Source organism: Pseudobacteriovorax antillogorgiicola, assembly GCF_900177345.1.
Classification (GTDB): Bacteria; Bdellovibrionota_B; Oligoflexia; order Oligoflexales; family Oligoflexaceae; genus Pseudobacteriovorax; species Pseudobacteriovorax antillogorgiicola.
In genome coordinates this window covers 51,451-68,988 of the sequence record NZ_FWZT01000010.1, presented here as the reverse complement: position 1 = coordinate 68,988, position 17,538 = coordinate 51,451, and the positions used below count along the sequence as shown (strand labels likewise).

General features: G+C 47.1%; 11 protein-coding genes. 5 read left to right on the top strand and 6 right to left on the bottom strand.

Annotated features, from left to right (window positions below; genetic code table 11):
• Window positions 1–596: 596 nt before the first annotated feature.
• Entirely contained in the window at window positions 597–5,177 is a 4,581-nt protein-coding gene (gene gltB / locus B9N89_RS14325) for a glutamate synthase large subunit (RefSeq protein WP_132320740.1), read from the top strand.
• On the top strand, window positions 5,170–6,615 hold the full coding sequence (locus B9N89_RS14320) for a glutamate synthase subunit beta (protein ID WP_132320738.1): 1,446 nt from the start codon (window positions 5,170–5,172) through the stop codon (window positions 6,613–6,615). Before gltB ends, B9N89_RS14320 begins: the two co-directional genes overlap by 8 nt.
• A gap of 43 nt (window positions 6,616–6,658) precedes the next feature.
• On the opposite strand, the gene B9N89_RS14315 is transcribed toward B9N89_RS14320, so the two are convergent.
• From B9N89_RS14315 to aceB, 4 genes are all read right to left on the bottom strand, one after another.
• On the bottom strand, window positions 6,659–7,585 hold the full coding sequence (locus B9N89_RS14315) for a flagellin N-terminal helical domain-containing protein (RefSeq protein ID WP_132320736.1): 927 nt from the start codon (window positions 7,583–7,585) through the stop codon (window positions 6,659–6,661).
• Between the two features lie 236 nt (window positions 7,586–7,821).
• The gene (locus B9N89_RS14310; RefSeq protein ID WP_132320734.1) at window positions 7,822–8,571 is read right to left on the bottom strand and encodes a hypothetical protein; all 750 of its coding nucleotides are present in this window, start codon (window positions 8,569–8,571) and stop codon (window positions 7,822–7,824) included.
• Window positions 8,572–8,712: 141 nt separating this feature from the next.
• Window positions 8,713–9,993 (bottom strand): isocitrate lyase, encoded by a 1,281-nt coding sequence (aceA, locus tag B9N89_RS14305; protein ID WP_132320732.1) that lies wholly within the window; start codon window positions 9,991–9,993, stop codon window positions 8,713–8,715.
• 24 nt (window positions 9,994–10,017) lie between these two features.
• A complete protein-coding gene (gene aceB, locus B9N89_RS14300) occupies window positions 10,018–11,604 on the bottom strand; it encodes a malate synthase A (RefSeq protein ID WP_132320730.1) in 1,587 nt (528 codons plus the stop codon).
• Between the two features lie 580 nt (window positions 11,605–12,184).
• Here aceB and hflX point away from each other — a divergent pair.
• Window positions 12,185–13,531 carry a GTPase HflX gene (gene hflX / locus B9N89_RS14295; RefSeq protein ID WP_132320728.1) on the top strand — a complete coding sequence of 449 codons (1,347 nt, stop codon included), beginning with the start codon at window positions 12,185–12,187 and terminating at the stop codon, window positions 13,529–13,531.
• Window positions 13,518–14,876 (top strand): glucose-6-phosphate isomerase, encoded by a 1,359-nt coding sequence (locus B9N89_RS14290; protein WP_159455371.1) that lies wholly within the window; start codon window positions 13,518–13,520, stop codon window positions 14,874–14,876. Before hflX ends, B9N89_RS14290 begins: the two co-directional genes overlap by 14 nt.
• A 416-nt stretch (window positions 14,877–15,292) precedes the next feature.
• Here B9N89_RS14290 and B9N89_RS14285 read toward each other — a convergent pair whose 3' ends face one another.
• Window positions 15,293–15,892: an NUDIX hydrolase gene (locus B9N89_RS14285; protein ID WP_132320724.1), complete on the bottom strand. Its 600-nt coding sequence runs from the start codon at window positions 15,890–15,892 to the stop codon at window positions 15,293–15,295.
• Between the two features lie 38 nt (window positions 15,893–15,930).
• Window positions 15,931–16,371, bottom strand: a complete 441-nt coding sequence (locus B9N89_RS14280) for a hypothetical protein (protein ID WP_132320722.1) — start codon at window positions 16,369–16,371, stop codon at window positions 15,931–15,933.
• Window positions 16,372–16,692: 321 nt separating this feature from the next.
• On the opposite strand from B9N89_RS14280, the gene B9N89_RS14275 reads away from it, so the two are divergent.
• A complete protein-coding gene (locus tag B9N89_RS14275) occupies window positions 16,693–17,478 on the top strand; it encodes a hypothetical protein (protein ID WP_132320720.1) in 786 nt (261 codons plus the stop codon).
• Window positions 17,479–17,538 lie beyond the last annotated feature (60 nt).

Below are 17,538 nucleotides of genomic sequence, written 5' to 3'. Positions count from 1 at the left end.
GATGCTAGGTCAAAATGGGACTTGAAAGACCTATATTCACGTTGGTATACTCCAGGCCTCAGTTGTAATGTAACAATTTTTTGGCGACTAGAATTGAGTGACCGGGGAGGCCTCGTGACAATTCAGGAGTGGAAAAAGCTCAGCCCAAATCCAACCAACCGGTTGGGCCCTTGGCTTGTCAGCTTGCACGATGAGAGTCCACCAGGGACGGCAAAACCATGTGATGTAGAAGACGTGCTGGAGTCAAATCCAATTCAACCGCGATCTTCTCGAACTGTCGAGTGGTACTCTGTCTCCTATCTTAAGCTCCTTTCCCGAAGTCTCATGGGAACAACAAATGACTTTAGCCCTTTTAAAGACACCCCTCAAAAAGGTCTGAAGCTCCTACGAACAAGAGATGTCAAACCCCGTACTATTCTTGAACGGCGCGCATATATGCAATTGCGCAGGCATTCAAGTTACGGCTTTAGAAAGACTTTGAATAAACATTTCTAGTGATTTTTCTGGTTGGAATCCCAACTAGTCTCAATCGAGTTATCGTCTAGTCGCGAAAACGATTGCTGCATCTGATCGTCCACTTAAGATCGAGGTGAACTATGAACAAGCAGGAGCGTATGCATTTCTTCCGTGACCCCAGGGAGGTCCAAAGAGATGCCTGTGGTGTTGGTTTTGTCGCCAACATGAAAGGAATTCCAAGCCACAAGATCGTCAAAGATGGTTTGACCATTTTAAATCGTTTAGACCATCGGGGTGGCCGTGCTAGTGATAATCTCACGGGCGATGGAGCTGGAATTATGGTTGGAATTCCACATAGCTTCATCTCAAAGTTGGCTTTGGAGCAGTCTTGGTCAGCCCTAGAGCCTGGTAAATATGCGGTTGGGGTCCTATTCTCGCCTAAGGATCAAGAGCTCGATGAGTGGACGACTAATTTAGTGGAGTCGGTGGTAAGGGAAGAGGGGCAAGAGCTTGTAGGTTGGCGTGATGTGCCTGTAAACTCGGCAGTTCTCGGACCCATTGCGAAAGAAAGTGAGCCACGAATCAGACATTTCTTTATTAGAAAGGGTGTTTGTGAAGCTAAAAGCTTCCCCTGGAAGCTATATGTGATGCGGAAGGTCATCGAAGAACGAGCACGATCCAAGCTCGGCATCACTCAAAAGGATGTCTACATCTGTAGCCTGTCTACCAGCACTATGATTTACAAAGGTTTGCTACTCTCTCATCTAATTTCTGAGTACTACCTTGACTTGAAAAACGAGGACTTCAAAACTCCTTTTTCCTTGGTGCACCAAAGATTCAGTACCAATACGATGCCCTCATGGCCCTTGGCCCAGCCGTTCAGGTTTATTGGTCATAACGGAGAGATCAATACTCTTCGCGGCAACATCAATTGGATGCGTGCACGACAAAGCCAATTGAAGTGTGAGATTAAGGGTGCAGATCTTGAAAAGATCGGTAGCGTATGTACCCCGGGAGCCAGCGATTCCGCTATTCTGGATAACACAATCGAGTTCTTGCTCCATTCAGGTCGGTCTATGGAGAAGGTCCTATCTATGGTTGTGCCGGAGCCATGGGAAAACCGTATGGATATGCCACAGGAATTGAAGGATTATTACGAGTACCAATCCTGTTTGATGGAGCCATGGGATGGACCAGCTTTCATTGGCTTTGCCGATGGGCACCGGGTAGGGGCCGTACTCGACCGTAATGGCCTGCGGCCTGGGCGGTACTGGATTACCCGTGATGATCACGTGATCATGGGTTCAGAGGCTGGATTGCTTGATGTTGCACCTGAGGAGATCGTGAGCAAGGGGAGGCTTAGCCCAGGCAAGATGTTTATGGTCGATATGGAAAACGGAGAGGTGAAGTCAAATGAAGCATTGAAATCGAGCCTTGCTTCAGACAACCCCTATGGCCATTGGCTGAGTAACCATCGTGTGAAACTTTCTGAGCTGCCAATACCCGTTGAAGAGCCAGAGTTGCTCCCCAACGACGAGGAGATGCATCGGAAGCAGCATCTGTTTTCCTATACACGAGAAGATTTGAGGGTCATTCTTGCCCCTATGGCGATGGAAGGCAAGGAACCTACAGGGTCTATGGGCAACGATGCGCCTCTGGCAATTCTATCGCGCAAGAGACCGTTGCTGTTTAACTACTTCAAGCAGCTATTTGCACAGGTCACGAATCCTGCTATCGATGCCATTCGTGAAGAATTGGTTACCTCCTTGGCAACGAGCCTAGGGCCTGAAGGCAACCTACTCGATGAAAGTCACTTGCAATGTAAGATGATTCGGATGAAGCAGCCGATTCTTTCCAATTTAGATTTAAAGCGGATAAAAGTTCTTCGAGCCGGGCCCCTAAAAACAACGACTCTATCTATATGTTACGATCCTCTTCAAGCGAACTTGCGTCAAGCTCTTCAAGTTCTACGTAGGGAAGTCGAACGTGCTATTGAGGAAGGTCATACCATCGTCATCTTGAGTGATCGTGAAGCGACGCTAACTCAAGTGGCGATACCGAGCCTCTTGGCAGTTTCGGCGGTTCACCACGAACTCATCAACCAAGGCTTAAGAACTCGCTGTAGCCTTATTCTTGAGAGTGCAGAACCACGGGAAGTTCATCACTTCTGTACCCTACTTGGTTATGGTGTGGCAGCGATCAACCCATACCTCGCTCTTGATATCATTCGAAAGCGGAATCCTATCGATGGCTATGGTGCAGATCTCAATGTTGCTACCCTGCAATCTAACTATATTCGTGCCATTGGCAAGGGTATCCTCAAGGTTATGTCAAAAATTGGGATCTCCACATTGCAGTCCTATCGGGGGGCACAGATATTTGAAGCCGTGGGTCTCTCCCAGCAACTTGTGGATGACTATTTTACCTGGACTCCGACCCGAATAGAAGGCTTGGTCCTTGAAGATATCGAGCGAGACTTGCTGAGTCGTTATCGTGAAGTGCGGGCTCTCGCCGGTAAGAAACCTCATCTCGATGTTGGTGGCGACTATCACTGGCGCCGAAATGGTGAAAAACATCTTCACTCTCCCGACATGATAGCTAGCCTCCAGCATGCCACACAAATTAACGGCCGCGAAGAGTTCGCTAAGTTCTGCGAGACGGTGGATGATCAATCCAAGGTTCAGCTCACGCTTCGAGGCTTGATGCGATATAAACCTGCTAGCAAACCCATTGCTCTCGAAGAGGTTGAATCAGTTCCAGATATCCTAAGGCGTTTTTCCACGGGAGCGATGTCTTTTGGATCGATATCCAAAGAGGCTCATGAAACGATCGCTGTTGCCATGAATCGAATGGGCGGTCGATCGAACTCTGGGGAAGGTGGAGAAGACGCAGAACGATTTACTCCGGATCCTAATGGTGACTTGAGGCGAAGTGCGATCAAGCAGGTGGCAAGTGGTCGCTTTGGAGTGACCAGCCATTATCTTGTGAATGCAGATGAGTTACAGATAAAAATTGCTCAAGGGGCGAAGCCCGGCGAAGGAGGGCAACTTCCTGGACATAAGGTAGATCAATCTATTGCTAAGGTGCGGCATAGTACTCCGGGGGTTACATTGATTTCTCCACCCCCGCATCATGATATCTACTCCATTGAAGATTTGGCTCAACTGATCCACGATCTCAAGAATGCCAACGATCAAGCTCGAGTATCTGTAAAGCTTGTATCCGCTGTCGGGGTTGGGACCATTGCAGCTGGAGTTGCAAAAGCGAAGTCTGATGTGATCCTAATTTCTGGTTATGAAGGAGGTACTGGGGCTAGTCCCATTACATCGATAAAACATACCGGCCTTCCATGGGAGTTGGGCTTGGCGGATACCCATCGAACCCTTCTTGAAAATGGTCTAAGAGATCGCATTGTCTTGCAAACCGATGGTCAGTTGCGAACGCCACGGGATCTCGCGATAGCTACGATGTTGGGGGCTGAAGAGTGGAGTATCGGATCGGGGGCGTTAGTGGCTCTTGGCTGCATTATGATGCGTAAGTGTCATCTCAATACTTGCCCAGTTGGTATTGCTACTCAGGACCCCGAGTTGAGAAAGAAGTTTCATGGTAAACCAGAACATCTGATTAATTACTTTGTACTCCTTGCCGAGGGGCTTCGTGAGATCATGGCTTCACTAGGTATCCGAAAGGTTACAGACCTTGTCGGGCGAAGTGATCTCTTAAGTTTAAACGACGAGATCGAGCATCCCCTCTTAAGTCGCATCAGTCTTGATCAGATTTTAGGCGCACCAGAAAAACCAGTTGGCAAACCATATCAAGCAACCCTCCAAGACCATGAGCTTGAACAAAGTTTGGATCGAAAGATACTTTTACCTGCTCTAAAAAGGGCGATCGAGTCCAAGGAGCCAGCAAAACTTCACGTTCCGATTCGAAATACCAATCGAACAGTTGGTACCATTGTCTCTAGTGAAATCTCGCGGCGTCACGGTGCGAAGGGCTTGCCTCGGCACTTGATCCGCCTTCACTTCAAAGGCTCAGCCGGACAAAGCTTTATGGCTTTTGGAGCCAAGGGGGTCTTTGCTAAGGTTGAGGGCGAGGTCAATGACTACTGTGGTAAAGGACTTAGTGGAGCCGATATTGTTGTTGTGCCTCCCAGCCAATCCAGCCCCGAGATAGAGTCTCAGATTATTTGTGGTAACACAACACTATACGGAGCTACGAGTGGTCGCATGAACGTGTTGGGGCGAGCAGGAGAGCGCTTTGCAGTTCGAAATAGTGGTGCCATTGCTGTGGTAGAAGGGGCGGGCGATCACTGCTGTGAATATATGACTGGTGGTCGGGTTGTGGTGCTTGGTTCCACAGGCCGTAATTTTGGTGCAGGTATGAGCGGTGGAATCGCCTACGTCTACGATCAAACAGGAGAGTTCTCCGCAAGGGTCAATCCTGAGATGGTTTCATTGGAGCAAGTTAGTAGCAAAGAGGATCGTACGGAGTTATATCATTTGATCAAAAGTCATTTAGATGCAACCGGCAGTCGTAAGGCGCGCCGCATTCTTGATGACTGGGATAATGAATTAAGTAAGTTTGTTAGAGTTATCCCAGGAGCCACCGGTGGCAAAACCAGCTTTCTGCCGGAAACAGTCGAACTAGATATTTCAGCCTCAGGCTACGATGATCATTTAGGAACAAACAAATTGGAGCAAGGAGGTTTTCATGGGTGAATTAAATGGATTTCGAAGCTACTCACGAGAAGTTCCCAGAAAACAACCTGTTGAAAATAGAGTTCAACACTTTAAAGAATTTGTCGAGCCGTTGAGTGATGAGTCCCTTCGCGAGCAAGGGGCGCGATGTATGGATTGTGGGGTTCCCTTTTGTCATCAAGGCTGTCCTTTAGGTAATCTTATCCCAGAGTGGAATGATCTAAGCTCTGCTGGTCACTGGCAAGAAGCTCTAGAAGTTTTGCATAGTACAAACAACTTTCCTGAGTTTACAGGGCGGGTTTGCCCAGCTCCCTGCGAGACATCTTGCGTTCTTGGCATCAATGAAGATCCAGTATCGATCGAGGCGATAGAGATGGCGCTGGCTGATCGTGGCTTCGCTGAAGGTTGGGTTCAGCCACAGCCTCCTGCAATTCGTACAGGAAAGTCTGTAGCTGTGGTGGGAAGTGGCCCTGCGGGCCTGGCGGCAGCTCAACAACTCAACAGAAAAGGTCATCATGTAACGGTTTTCGAGCGAGACGATCGGCCTGGGGGCTTGCTGACCTATGGTATTCCGGACTTCAAGCTCGAGAAGGCTAAGGTCTTCCGTCGTGTGAAGCAGATCCAAGACGAAGGTGTTAGCATCCGCTGCGGGGTTCACATTGGTCGCGATATGAGTCTTGAGCAGCTTAAAAAGGATTTCGATGCAGTTCTCTTAAGCTGTGGTGCGACTAAAAAGCGAGATTTGCCAATTGATGGTCGAGAGTTACAAGGCATCTATTTTGCTGATACTATATTGCGGCAATCAACGCGCCGCGTGCTAGGTGATGTGATCCATGAAAACGAAGTGACGGCTAAAGGTAAGCACGTTGTTGTTATTGGAGGAGGTGATACGGGATCTGACTGTGTCGGGACTTCCAACCGTCAAGGGGCCAAGTCTATCACCCAATTTGAAATTATGGAGATGCCTCCGAGCCTTGGAAAGTACCCAAGAGCATTGGAGAGAGACCCGCGATCTCCTTGGCCTAACTGGCCTTATATGCTGCGAACATCCACGTCTCACGAGGAGGGGGTGGATCGTCACTGGTGTCTGCAAACCAAGCGCTTTGTGGGGAATGACCAGGGTCAGGTTACTGGCTTGGTCACCGAACAGGTGCGATGGATGGGGCAAGGGGCAGATAGGCGACTGGAGTTGGTGCCAGGGTCGGAAAAAGAATGGCCTTGTGATTTAGCACTTCTCGCCATTGGCTTTACTGGCCCAGAAACTGAGGGCCTTGTGCAGGATGCTCATCTCAAGCTAGGCAAGAGCGGTAATATTGAGGCGAACGATTTAGATTACCTGACTTCAGTACCTGGAGTTTTTACTGCTGGTGATATGAGGCGAGGCCAGTCGCTTGTTGTTTGGGCTATTCAAGAAGGGCGTCAAGCGGCGGAGTCGATTCATCGCTATCTATCACCGTAAGAAGAAAGCATAGAGCCAGAAGGCTCTATGCTTTGTAGGTGTATTAGCCTAGGGCTTGGACTAAGTTCAGTGCAGTTTGTGGGAATGTGTTGGCTTGGCTGAGAACAGCTGTACCGGCCTGCTGGAGAATCTTCTCGGATGTAAACCTTGCGGTTTCGTGCGCGAAATCTGTATCCTCGATTCGGCTTCGAGCGGCTGTTAAGTTCTCGACCTGGACTCCCAAGTTGTTAATGGTAGAACCGAGTCTGTTCTGGATCGAACCTAGGTAGGCGCGATGTTCAGATACTTTGATGATCGCATCATCGAGTTTCATGATACTGTTCTGAGCGATCTCCTTGCCATTGACTCGGGTACCGTCTTCGGCCTCTCCGATATTAAGACTACCCTCTCCATCGGTAAAGGCGTTCACCCGACCCAGATCAATTTTGATGATGTTGACCTGGTTTCGTTGGGACACGTCGTCTACTTCCTGGTAGTAGTCCTTACTGACCTGGATTTCGAGAGGGAACGTACCATCAGCATTGGCCAATTCCTCGGGGATGTCCTTCTCACCAACCAGTAGTCGCGTGCCGTTGAATTCAACCGAGCTTGCAATTCGGTCGATTTCTTCCTTCAGAGCGATAAACTCTTGGTCGAGAAAGCCTCTTTCCGTTTGGCCGACAGTGTCACTTGCCGCTTGAACAGCTAGCTCTCGCAATCGCGTGAGCATGGCTGTGGTTTCCATAAGGCCACCCTCAGCAGTTTGGACGAGAGATATACCATCATTGGCATTTCGTTTCGCCTGCAGCAAAGATCGAACATCGGCATGTAAGTTTGATGCAATGGCTAAGCCAGCGGCATCATCTGCTGCCTTGTTGATGCGCTTACCTGATGCCAACTTTCCAGCAGAATCGGTCACTGCTAGAGTCGATCTCTCCAAGCGCCGTTGAGAGTTAATCGATGCTACGTTGGTCCTAATTCTTAAACCCATCCATGACCTCCTGTCTTAGGCTTTTACACACTGGGTAACGACTTCATAAGCCTATTCGCCAATTGTCTGACGCCATTAACAAAGTCGACCCGAAAATCTGATAGACCTTTGATTTTATTAATCTAAAAAATTGAAAAAAACTCAGAGAACCTTACCCTAGGAAAAATTTGCCTATCTAACTTATGGGAATTAATAGATTTTTGTGAGAGTCGGGGAGTAAGGTTTCGTTTTGGGGTTTAGATTCTTAGCAGACAAGCCAAGCCATAGCTTAGCCCATAGAGTGAAGATGTTTTCTTGCGGTTGTCAAAGCTCATGATTCCATATTGAATGCCAGCGTTTACGCCAAGACTTAGGCCTTCGGTGATGTTGATGTGATACTCCCCACCAATGGCAAGTTTGAAGCCAGATTTGAGCTGACTATCGACAATTGCGGTAGCGCCATCGGCAGTAGTATCATACTGGGTTCGTATTCTACCATCGATCATAGTATCTAGGATAACAGTTCCCTTGGTGTAACCGAACTTGGGAATTTTCTTCAAAACAGCAATCTCAGTGCTGAGGGAATTAATATGTAGGTTGGTCTTCGCTCGACCTTTGGTAAGGTCAGGTCCTGGTTTGCCAAGCTCCATATTACTCAATCCAATTCCTACATGAAACAACTGTTGCCTGCGGCTAAATAACAAAGCTAGTACCGAGCGAAATTCCCGAACCGAACCATCGAAAAATGAACCGGAAGCTGGAGCATTGTCACTATAAAGCCCTGACTGTGGTGTTTCTGGTAAACTGTCTGGGTCACCAAGATCCAGGTTCAGAGAGCCATTGTTATAAACCAAAAAAACATGAAAATTTTCTGCAAAAGTTAGTGTCCCTCGGGGAGGTGGGGTCTCCTGTGAAGGGCTTCGGGTACCTTCAGATTGCAAGGTGCTGCCCTTAGCTTGGGAACCGGCAAGCAGTAAAATCAAGAACAGAATAGGCCCGGAGTACACAATTTACCTCTTAGGGTATCCGAAGGGTCGCCAACGGTGGAGTTGATTGATACGATTAAGATTTCGGTGATTGGCAGGCAAACTTTAGAAAAATGAAAGGCAGCCTGAGCCAGGCTGCCTTCCAGGAGTGAGGTAGTCTTATTACTTGTTGAACTGCTCTTCTTCAGTAGAGCCAGCAAGTGCCGCAGTTGAAGCTTCGCCACCGGTGATCGTCATGAGAACGTTATCGAAGTAGCCAGTACCAACTTCACGTTGATGCTTGACAGCTGTATAGCCATCGCTCTCCCGCTTAAATTCTCGTGATTGAAGATCTACAAAAGCTGTCATGCCAGTGGTTTTATATGCCTTAGCAAGATCGAACATGTGGTAATTGATGGAATGCCATCCAGCTAAGGTGATAAATTGAAATTTGTAACCAAATTCTGCCAAGTCGGTTTGAAACTTAGCGATCGACGTCTTATCTAGCTTGGCTTCCCAATTGAAAGACGGCGAGCAGTTATAAGCCAACATCTTATTAGGATATTTTTCTTTGATAGCTGCTGCAAATTCTTTAGCTTCACCGATGTCAGGAACTGATGTTTCAAACCAGATAAGATCTGCATATGGAGCGTAACTCAAGCCACGAGCGATAGCAGAATCTAGCCCAGGCTTAACTTTGAAATAGCCTTCCGGAGTTCGTTCGCCAGTGAGGAACGGTGCATCCACAGGATCGATATCGGAGGTCATGAGAGTCGCTGCCAAGGAGTCCGTTCGGGCGATGATGTAGCTGGGTACGTTGCATACATCAGCAGCCAAGCGAGCTCCGGTCAAAGTCCTAATAAATTGAGAGGTAGGCACAAGAACTTTACCCCCAAGGTGACCACACTTTTTCTCAGACGCAAGTTGATCTTCGAAATGAACCGCAGCGGCTCCAGCTTCGATCATGCCCTTCATAAGTTCGAACGCATGAAGAGGGCCGCCAAATCCAGCCTCGGCATCTGCAACGATTGGCGCATACCAATAGATATCTTCCTTGCCTTCTACACGATTGAGTAAGTCGGCTCGCATCAAGGCGTTGTTCAAACGTTTGACAAGCTGTGGAACGCTATTGCTTGGGTACAATGATTGATCGGGGTACGTTTGTCCAGATTGATTGGCGTCTGCAGCAACCTGCCAGCCACTCATGTAGATGGCCTGCAGCCCCGCCTTAACCATCTGAACAGCCTGAGATCCCGTTAGTGCTCCTAGCGAATTCACATAGGCTTCTTCTTTAAGTAACTTCGTGAATCGATTTGACCCAGCATTTGCCAGTGAATGATCCACTGGAATGGAAGGCATGAGCTTTACCACTTCATCAGCGGTGTAATTGCGCGTGATGCCATCCCACCGTGGATTTTCATCCCAGTCCTTGTGAATCTTTTCAATCATCTCTTGCTTGTTCATCGTGCCCTCCAAAAAATAGCCCTATTAAAGCAAACGATAAGCCGGAAGAGTGAGGAAGTCAGTGAACTCGGGGCTTAGCACCAAGCCATCAAGGATTTCGATAACCTCTTGGTGTCGGCCTTCATAAACGCCGCCCAGGGCCTCTAGTTCTTGCTGTCTTAGTTCGCTATATAACTCCGGGGTCACCACTCGTCCATCGTCCAGCTCAGCCTTTAAGTGGACCCATTGCCAAAGTTGAGCTCGCGAGATTTCTGCGGTTGCTGCATCTTCCATGAGGTGATGCAATGCCACAGCTCCGAGTCCGTTTAGCCAATGGTTCATATATTGAATCGCGATACGAATATTGCTTCGAACGCCATCTTCAGTGATACGAAAGTTATCGAGAGAAAAGTTGCAAAGATCTTGCGGACGGATGTGAACGTCTTCACGGAGGACGTGCTTTTGATGAGCGTGATCCCCGAATGCCTCCGTGAAGACTCCGTTAGCTACTGGCACGAGATCTGGATGGGCAACCCAAGTGCCGTCGCAGCCAGAACTAGCTTCCTGCTGTTTATCTGCTGTAACCTTAGAAATTGCAATTTCATTTATTTTTTCATCTTTGCGACTTGGAATAAATGCGGCCATTCCACCTATGGCATGAGCATTTCGCTTGTGGCAAGTCTTTATCAAAAGCTCCGTATAAGCCTTCATAAATGGGGCATGCATCGTCACAAGGCTACGATCTGGTAGCAAAGCTGAACGATGAGATTTAAATTTCTTAATTACACTAAAAATGTAGTCCCAGCGTCCGGCATTTAAGCCTGAAGCGTGATCCTTAAGCTCAAAGAGGATTTCGTTCATCTCAAAAGCTGCTAGGATGTTTTCAATCAGGCAGGTAGCACGAATAGTACCTTTTGGAATTCCTAGTTCCTCTTGGGCAAAGATAAAAACGTCGTTCCATAAGCGGGCTTCAAGATGACTTTCCATCTTGGGCAAGTAGAAATATGGTGCTGTATTACGAGCCAGTCTTTCCTTGGCGTTGTGAAAGAAATATAGCCCAAAGTCGAAGAGGCTCGCTGACATTTCGATGTCATCGACGAGGAGATTTTTTTCTGTGAGGTGCCAGCCGCGAGGCCGAACAAGCAATGTCGCAATTTCACTGTCTGGTTTTAGCTTATAGGTTTTACCATTGCTGGGGTTTGTAAATGAAAGTTGATGGCGAACGGCAGCCTTAAGGTTAAGCTGGCCATCGAGCATGTTCTCCCAGGTAGGAGACGAAGCATCCTCTAAGTCGGCCATGAAAACCTTTGCTCCAGAGTTCAGAGCATTAATGATCATTTTCGCATCTGTGGGGCCAGTGATTTCAACTCGGCGATCTTGAAGATCGTGAGGAGTTGCTGCCACTTGCCAATCCCTTTCGCGAATCTCTTGCGTATCCGATAGAAAAGTTGGAAGTTCTCCTTGGTCGAGCTGCTCTTGGCGTTTTATCCGCTTTTCAAGAAGGGATAGGCGTTGGGAGTTAAACTTTCGTTGGAGTTTGACCAGAAATTCGACTGCAGGCTTAGTGAGGACATGATCAATGTGTTTCGATTCAGTTGCAGCCTGTAGCTTTAATCCAGAGATGTTGTACATGATTAAATTCCTCATTTTAAGCACAGTTCTCCGTTTCCCTTCTGGTCAAGGAGAGACAAAATTCTGGAAACCATTCACAATGGAATTGTTTTAAGGTGCAGATACCAACTTGTTCAAGCGATGACTCAAGTGTTCGCCTCCCTTTGATAACTGCAAGTATCTATCGTGGTCATGGATCTATAGACTAGTTCTGATCTGCTTTGAAGTCTAGATGCTACAATATAGGGTGTCAACAACCTTCAGATGACACGATAAAATAAGATATTTTTGTAGTTTAATAACGAGAAATTCTTTCGTGGAAAGCGTTATACTCAATCTGTGCTTTTATATCTCGTAATCTTTCATTGCAGAAAACGATTCACTTTTAAATCATGGATCGAAATCCATAGGTCGCTCTATAAAATCTTGGCAAATCTCTGCGACAATCATTAAAAATCTACCTCTTGGTAAGAAGTGTTCAACTTAGGTACTCAATAGAAGCTCGAAGTCTGCCGATCCAGGTAGGAATAAATGGCATGCTGGTAAAATTCAGAGTCGTTTTTAGAGCCAATTCCGAGTAGTGTAGAAGTGTTGAACATTGATGGAGGAATCAACGATTCAAGAAGTGGTATCAAGTCAATCAGAGCCCGCCGGAGCCATTCTAGTTGGAATTCTGCTGAGTGGTGAATCTTTTGAAAAATTGAAAGAAGATCTCGACGAGTTAGAGTCGCTGCTCGACACTTTAGGTGTTCGCGTCCATGGTCGTATTGTGCAAAAAAGGCATAGGCTGACGGCCAAGACGCTATTGGGGACTGGTAAAGTCGACGAAATAAAAGAACTAGCCGAGTCTTACAACGCTGATTGGGTGGTTTTCGATCGAGCCTTGTCCCCTCCACAAGTGAGAAACCTTGAAGAGATGACGTGTAAAAGTGTCATGGATAGAACTGGGGTGATTCTTGAGATCTTTTCGAAGCACGCCCGTACGAATCAAGCCAAGACCCAAGTTGAAATTGCAAGGTTGGAATATTTGCTGCCTCGTTTGACCGGAGCGTGGACTCACTTTCAAAGGCAGGCAGGTGGTGGTGTGCGATCTCGTGGTATGGGTGAGAAGCAGATCGAAATCGACCGTCGTCGTGCCCGTGAGCGGATTGCTAAGCTGCAAAAACAGCTCGATCAAATTCGCAAGGAAAAGCAAACCCAACGCAAAGCCCGCTCTCAAGAGCTTAAAGTGGCGATTGTGGGGTATACGAATTCAGGCAAGACGACTTTAATGAAGTCGCTTACCCGAGCTACTGTGGCTGGCAAAAACGAGTTGTTCGCAACCCTCGATACCAATATCAAGGCTATCGATCCCAGAACAAGACCGAAGATTTTATTATCCGACACCGTAGGGTTCATTCGTAATCTTCCTCATAGCCTTGTGGAATCCTTTAAATCCACTCTCGACGAGGTTCGAGAAGCGGATCTATTGCTACATGTGGTTGATGTTAGTTACCACTCCTACGAAGATCACATTCGTATCACCAGACAGGTCCTTGAAGAAATTGGTGCTGGCGACGTTCCCCAGCTCATGGTTTTTAATAAGTCTGATCTTTTAGATGATCCAATCTTACCAAGGGTTCTGAAGGCTGCTTACCCAGGAAGCCAGACACTTTCGGCAAACTCTCCTGAGGAAGTGAATCAGCTTCGCGATCACATCTACGGGTTTTTTCGCAAGAACCTTGTGAGTTATTCAGTCGCAATAGATATTTCAGAGCAGACTGCTCTATCGAAGGTTTATAACAATTGTCTCATCCTAAAGACGGATTATGATGAAACCGGAAAAATGGTTTTTTATGTGCAGTCGACCCGCGCGACGATGGCAAAACTTAGAAAGTATATTGTTGAGCTAGAAGACGATGAGTCTTCAGAAGAAAAGAGCATGGAGCCAGACTATGTCACTGATTAAGTTAGACGAGAAGTTCTTAGGAACAGAGCTTCGCGAAAAAGTTGATGCCAAGATGAGTGTTGCTGTCGAAAAACTTCACAGCATTCAAGAGAAATCTTGTGTCGGATCTGAGTATACCGGATGGTGGGATTATCCCCAGATCTACGGGTTTAATCTGGTTAAAGATGTGCAGGCCTATATTAATTCTCTCGATGTGGCCTATGATCTCGTTCTTGTGATTGGAATCGGTGGATCGTACCTGGGCACGAGAGCTGTATCATCTGCCATGCAGCACAGTTACCAAGGATTGGTGAACAGTGATAAGCCTTTGATCAGTTTTTTAGGGCATCATCTTTCAGAAACAGCGATGATTGAAGTTCTTGATCTTCTAGACGAGCGACAGCCTATTGTTAACGTCATCAGTAAATCAGGAACAACTACGGAACCTTCAGTGGCCTTCCGAGTGGTTCGTAAGTATATGGAAGACCGTTTTGGAAAGGATGAGGCTTCCAAGCGGATTATCGCAACCACAGATAAGGATAAAGGGGCTCTCCGACAGGTGTCTCAAGATTTGGGATATAAAAGTTTTGTGGTTCCAGACGACATTGGTGGTCGCTATTCAGTTCTCTCTCCTGTTGGTATCGTACCCCTTGCACTCGCGAAAATCGATGTGGAAGCTTTGATGGAGGGTGCCCATCAGGTTTTCAATGAACTCAAGAGTGGTGATCTCAATAACCATCCAGTGCTACGCTACGCCGCGGCTCGGAACGTGGCTTATGAGTCGGATAAAAGAATCGAAATTCTATCTTACATCAACCCAAAATTATTTTACGTTGTTGAATGGTGGAAGCAGTTGTTTGGCGAGTCCGAAGGCAAGGATGGTAAGGGGCTTTTCCCTGCAGGCCTAGCCTATACAACCGATCTTCACTCTTTAGGGCAGTATGTTCAAGAAGGGGTTCGTAATCTTTTCGAAACCTTCATTCACTTCGATGATGCCAGCACATCCCATAGGGGAGCTGTGGAGCAGCAATTGAAGGTTCCCGTAAGTGAATCCAACGTCGATCAGATTGGTTATCTAGAAGGTAAGCGCATCAACGATATCAATTACGGGGCGATGGTAGCCACCAAAATAGCTCACTTTGATGGTCAGGTTCCTTGTGTAGAAATTCAAGCGCCATCACTAAGTGAAAAAACGATCGGTGCATTGTTTGCCTTTTTTGAAACGGCATGTGCGGTGAGCTGCTTGATGCTTGATGTCAATCCCTTCGATCAGCCTGGAGTCGAGGCCTATAAGAAGAATCTATTCGGTCTGATGGGGAAGCCTGGGTTTGAGGATTTGGGGCAAGAGTTGAAAACTAGGCTCTAGTTGCTTTGTATGTTTCGTTCTTCTCATGCTGCAGACAGTCTCCGGCATGGGAACACCTACCTTAAATGGCTGGTCAACTGGATGGATAAATTTCCAATCAGTCGATTCTAAAGTCTAATATCTGGGCTCTTTTTTGAATCTGCCCTCTAGCAAAGAATACTCTGTTTCAGCCACATCGCTCAATACAGCTTTTTCGACACATGGAACTTTAATTTAAGGCGTTTAGGAAAAGTCGCTAGTGATTTGAAATTACCTGTTCGTTTTATTGAGGTATTGCAAGAATTAAATGCTTGGTTGAGCACTCACTTAGAATATAGTCGCAGTTAGATTGGGGCCTCAATAGGTAAGTTATCGGGGAAAGAATATAGCGGAGCTATGGATTGCTATGTTCAGTTGTGGTGGATAGGCGGCATCGATCAACTAGACCCTAAATAAAACCCAGCACTCTGAATCATTCGGGCTGTTAAGCCCCAAATCGAGTGGCTCTCATAGCGGTAGATGTAGCTGTGACGATTGATACCAAACATCTTAAAGTTCAGGTCGGTTACTTCGCTTTGAAGAAAGTGGTGGATCGGAGCATGAATGATACTACCGACCTCCATCTCACAAGGAATCAGTTCCCGAGGGTCGATTTCGGCGAGCCCAACGATAGGGATGACAGCCTTACCTTTAAGAGAAGTCACAGCGGGTAGGCTACCCATCACCTGAACGACTTCCGGAGGCAGACCGATTTCTTCATGAGCCTCGCGGAGTGCTGTGTCCACTGGAGTATTGTCTTCGTCTTCTCTATGTCCGCCAGGAAAGCCTATTTGTCCTCGATGGCTGCGGACCTTCGTGCTTCGCTTTGTGAGAATTAATTTTAAGGATTTCTTATCCGAAAGGTCGCGTACAATCAGGCACAGAACCGCAGATTGCCGATCACCTTTGTATTGAGACCAGGCTGGAGGAAGTGCGAGTAGGTTTTGAACATGTAAGGAGTCCATTAGGAGGACCCCTTCACCGCTATCACGACTCATAGTTCCAGATTACCAAGAAGCTAGCTATTAGAGAAGTACTAGTTCTTGATGAGCTGAAGGCGAGGTCGCTTAGGGTTTTGGTTTTTTTGACCTTGAGTCGTAAGTCTCATCACTGCAGCTTCTAGCTGAGCCATGAATTGTTGGTTCTCTTCGATCGCTTGGTCAACAGTTTCTTTGCCAAATTGCTTACGAGCATCGTCAACAATCTTGTCGGCAAAAGCGACTTGTTGAAGAACCGAATAGCGGACCTTGGTCTCTAGGGCCAGGACGTCGACGCCTTCTTTCTCTAGGGCTTCAGCAATCTGCTCACCTTTACAAAGCTTCCAAAATATATCGCCAAGACGGCGGTAACGCCAAGGGGTAGGGTGATCTTTTCGCCATTGAACTTCATAAAGTTCTCGGGCCTGGCGGTCAGGTATACGCCAATAAAGACGATGATCAATGCAGCCAAATTCTAAAAACTTACTCAGTTTTTCCATAATAACTCTCCAGAAACAGCAACAACATAAGGGCAACAGCAGCAACAGCTAGTGGTTGAGGTGCAAAAGCCGTGACGTCGCTCCAATGCAATAAAAACAGTATCTTATGTGATAAAATGACAAAGTTTTTGACGCTCTTTTAGGCGTGTGTCCAGAATCTAAACAGCTGGTCCAGAGCAGTCCCTTTGGCATTTTCTCAACCCTTCTCCTTGCTGTGTCGAGGAGCCTGAGTGAAATACTCAATCTTAGATTGAGATCATGTTGATCTGCTACCATAATGGGTCTGCTGGCCCGATGAGAACTGTGTAAAAGGAAATCTACATGAGGACAATCACAAAAATCTGTTCACTCCTATTTTGCTCCTCAATGGCTATGGGGCAAGAGTCAAGTCCTCAGAAACCCAAAGGTGGTGAACCTGGGTGGGCCCCACCGAAAAAGCTTAGTTTTACCCCTGAGCAGATAAAAGCCGAGTGTCGCAAGTACCGCAATCGCTTCATTGGCTATTACGGTAAGGTCTATAAAATAGAAGATTGTAAAAGGCGAGAGCTGGATAGCTCTCAAGTGAAATCACTCATGAAGCGGCGGGTCGATGTTCGTGAGGTGGAAAGTGAAACTGTGGCCATGATTCCACCTGGGGAGCCTTTCGAGGCGGCGGAATCCAATCGCTCCTGCACGCAGCTCAATGGTCGCTACCTACTTTCAGTGGGCGGTGATATGTATTTTGTGGAGGCTTGCAAGAAGAGGCTTTTTCCTGACTGGGAAACTTATGTGGATCACTCAAAGAAACGTCGCTCGAAAAAAGTGTATGAACTAAGTGAGCAGGAGTTTGCGAAACTCCAGTCTGGAGCAGAGATCCCTTCAGTTTTGGACCGCGAATTTCGCGAGCAGGAGGTCTTGGAAGCGGAGTCTGATGTGATTCCTCTACAAGAGGCTTGCGCTGGGATCAATGGCCAGTATGTTTCCTACTACTCGAAAGTTTATAAAATTGAGCGTTGCCGCAAGCGTGAGGTTTCTGATCCTTCCAAGCTTCTTAGGAAGCGCAAAGTGAAGCTGCGAGAGCTGAGTTCTGAGCAGTGGATTTCTTTGCCGGAAGGTGAGTCGATCTAAAAAAAGAAAGCCCGGAAGGCATAAGCCCCGGGCTACCTCAATCGTTTGAATAGAACAGTT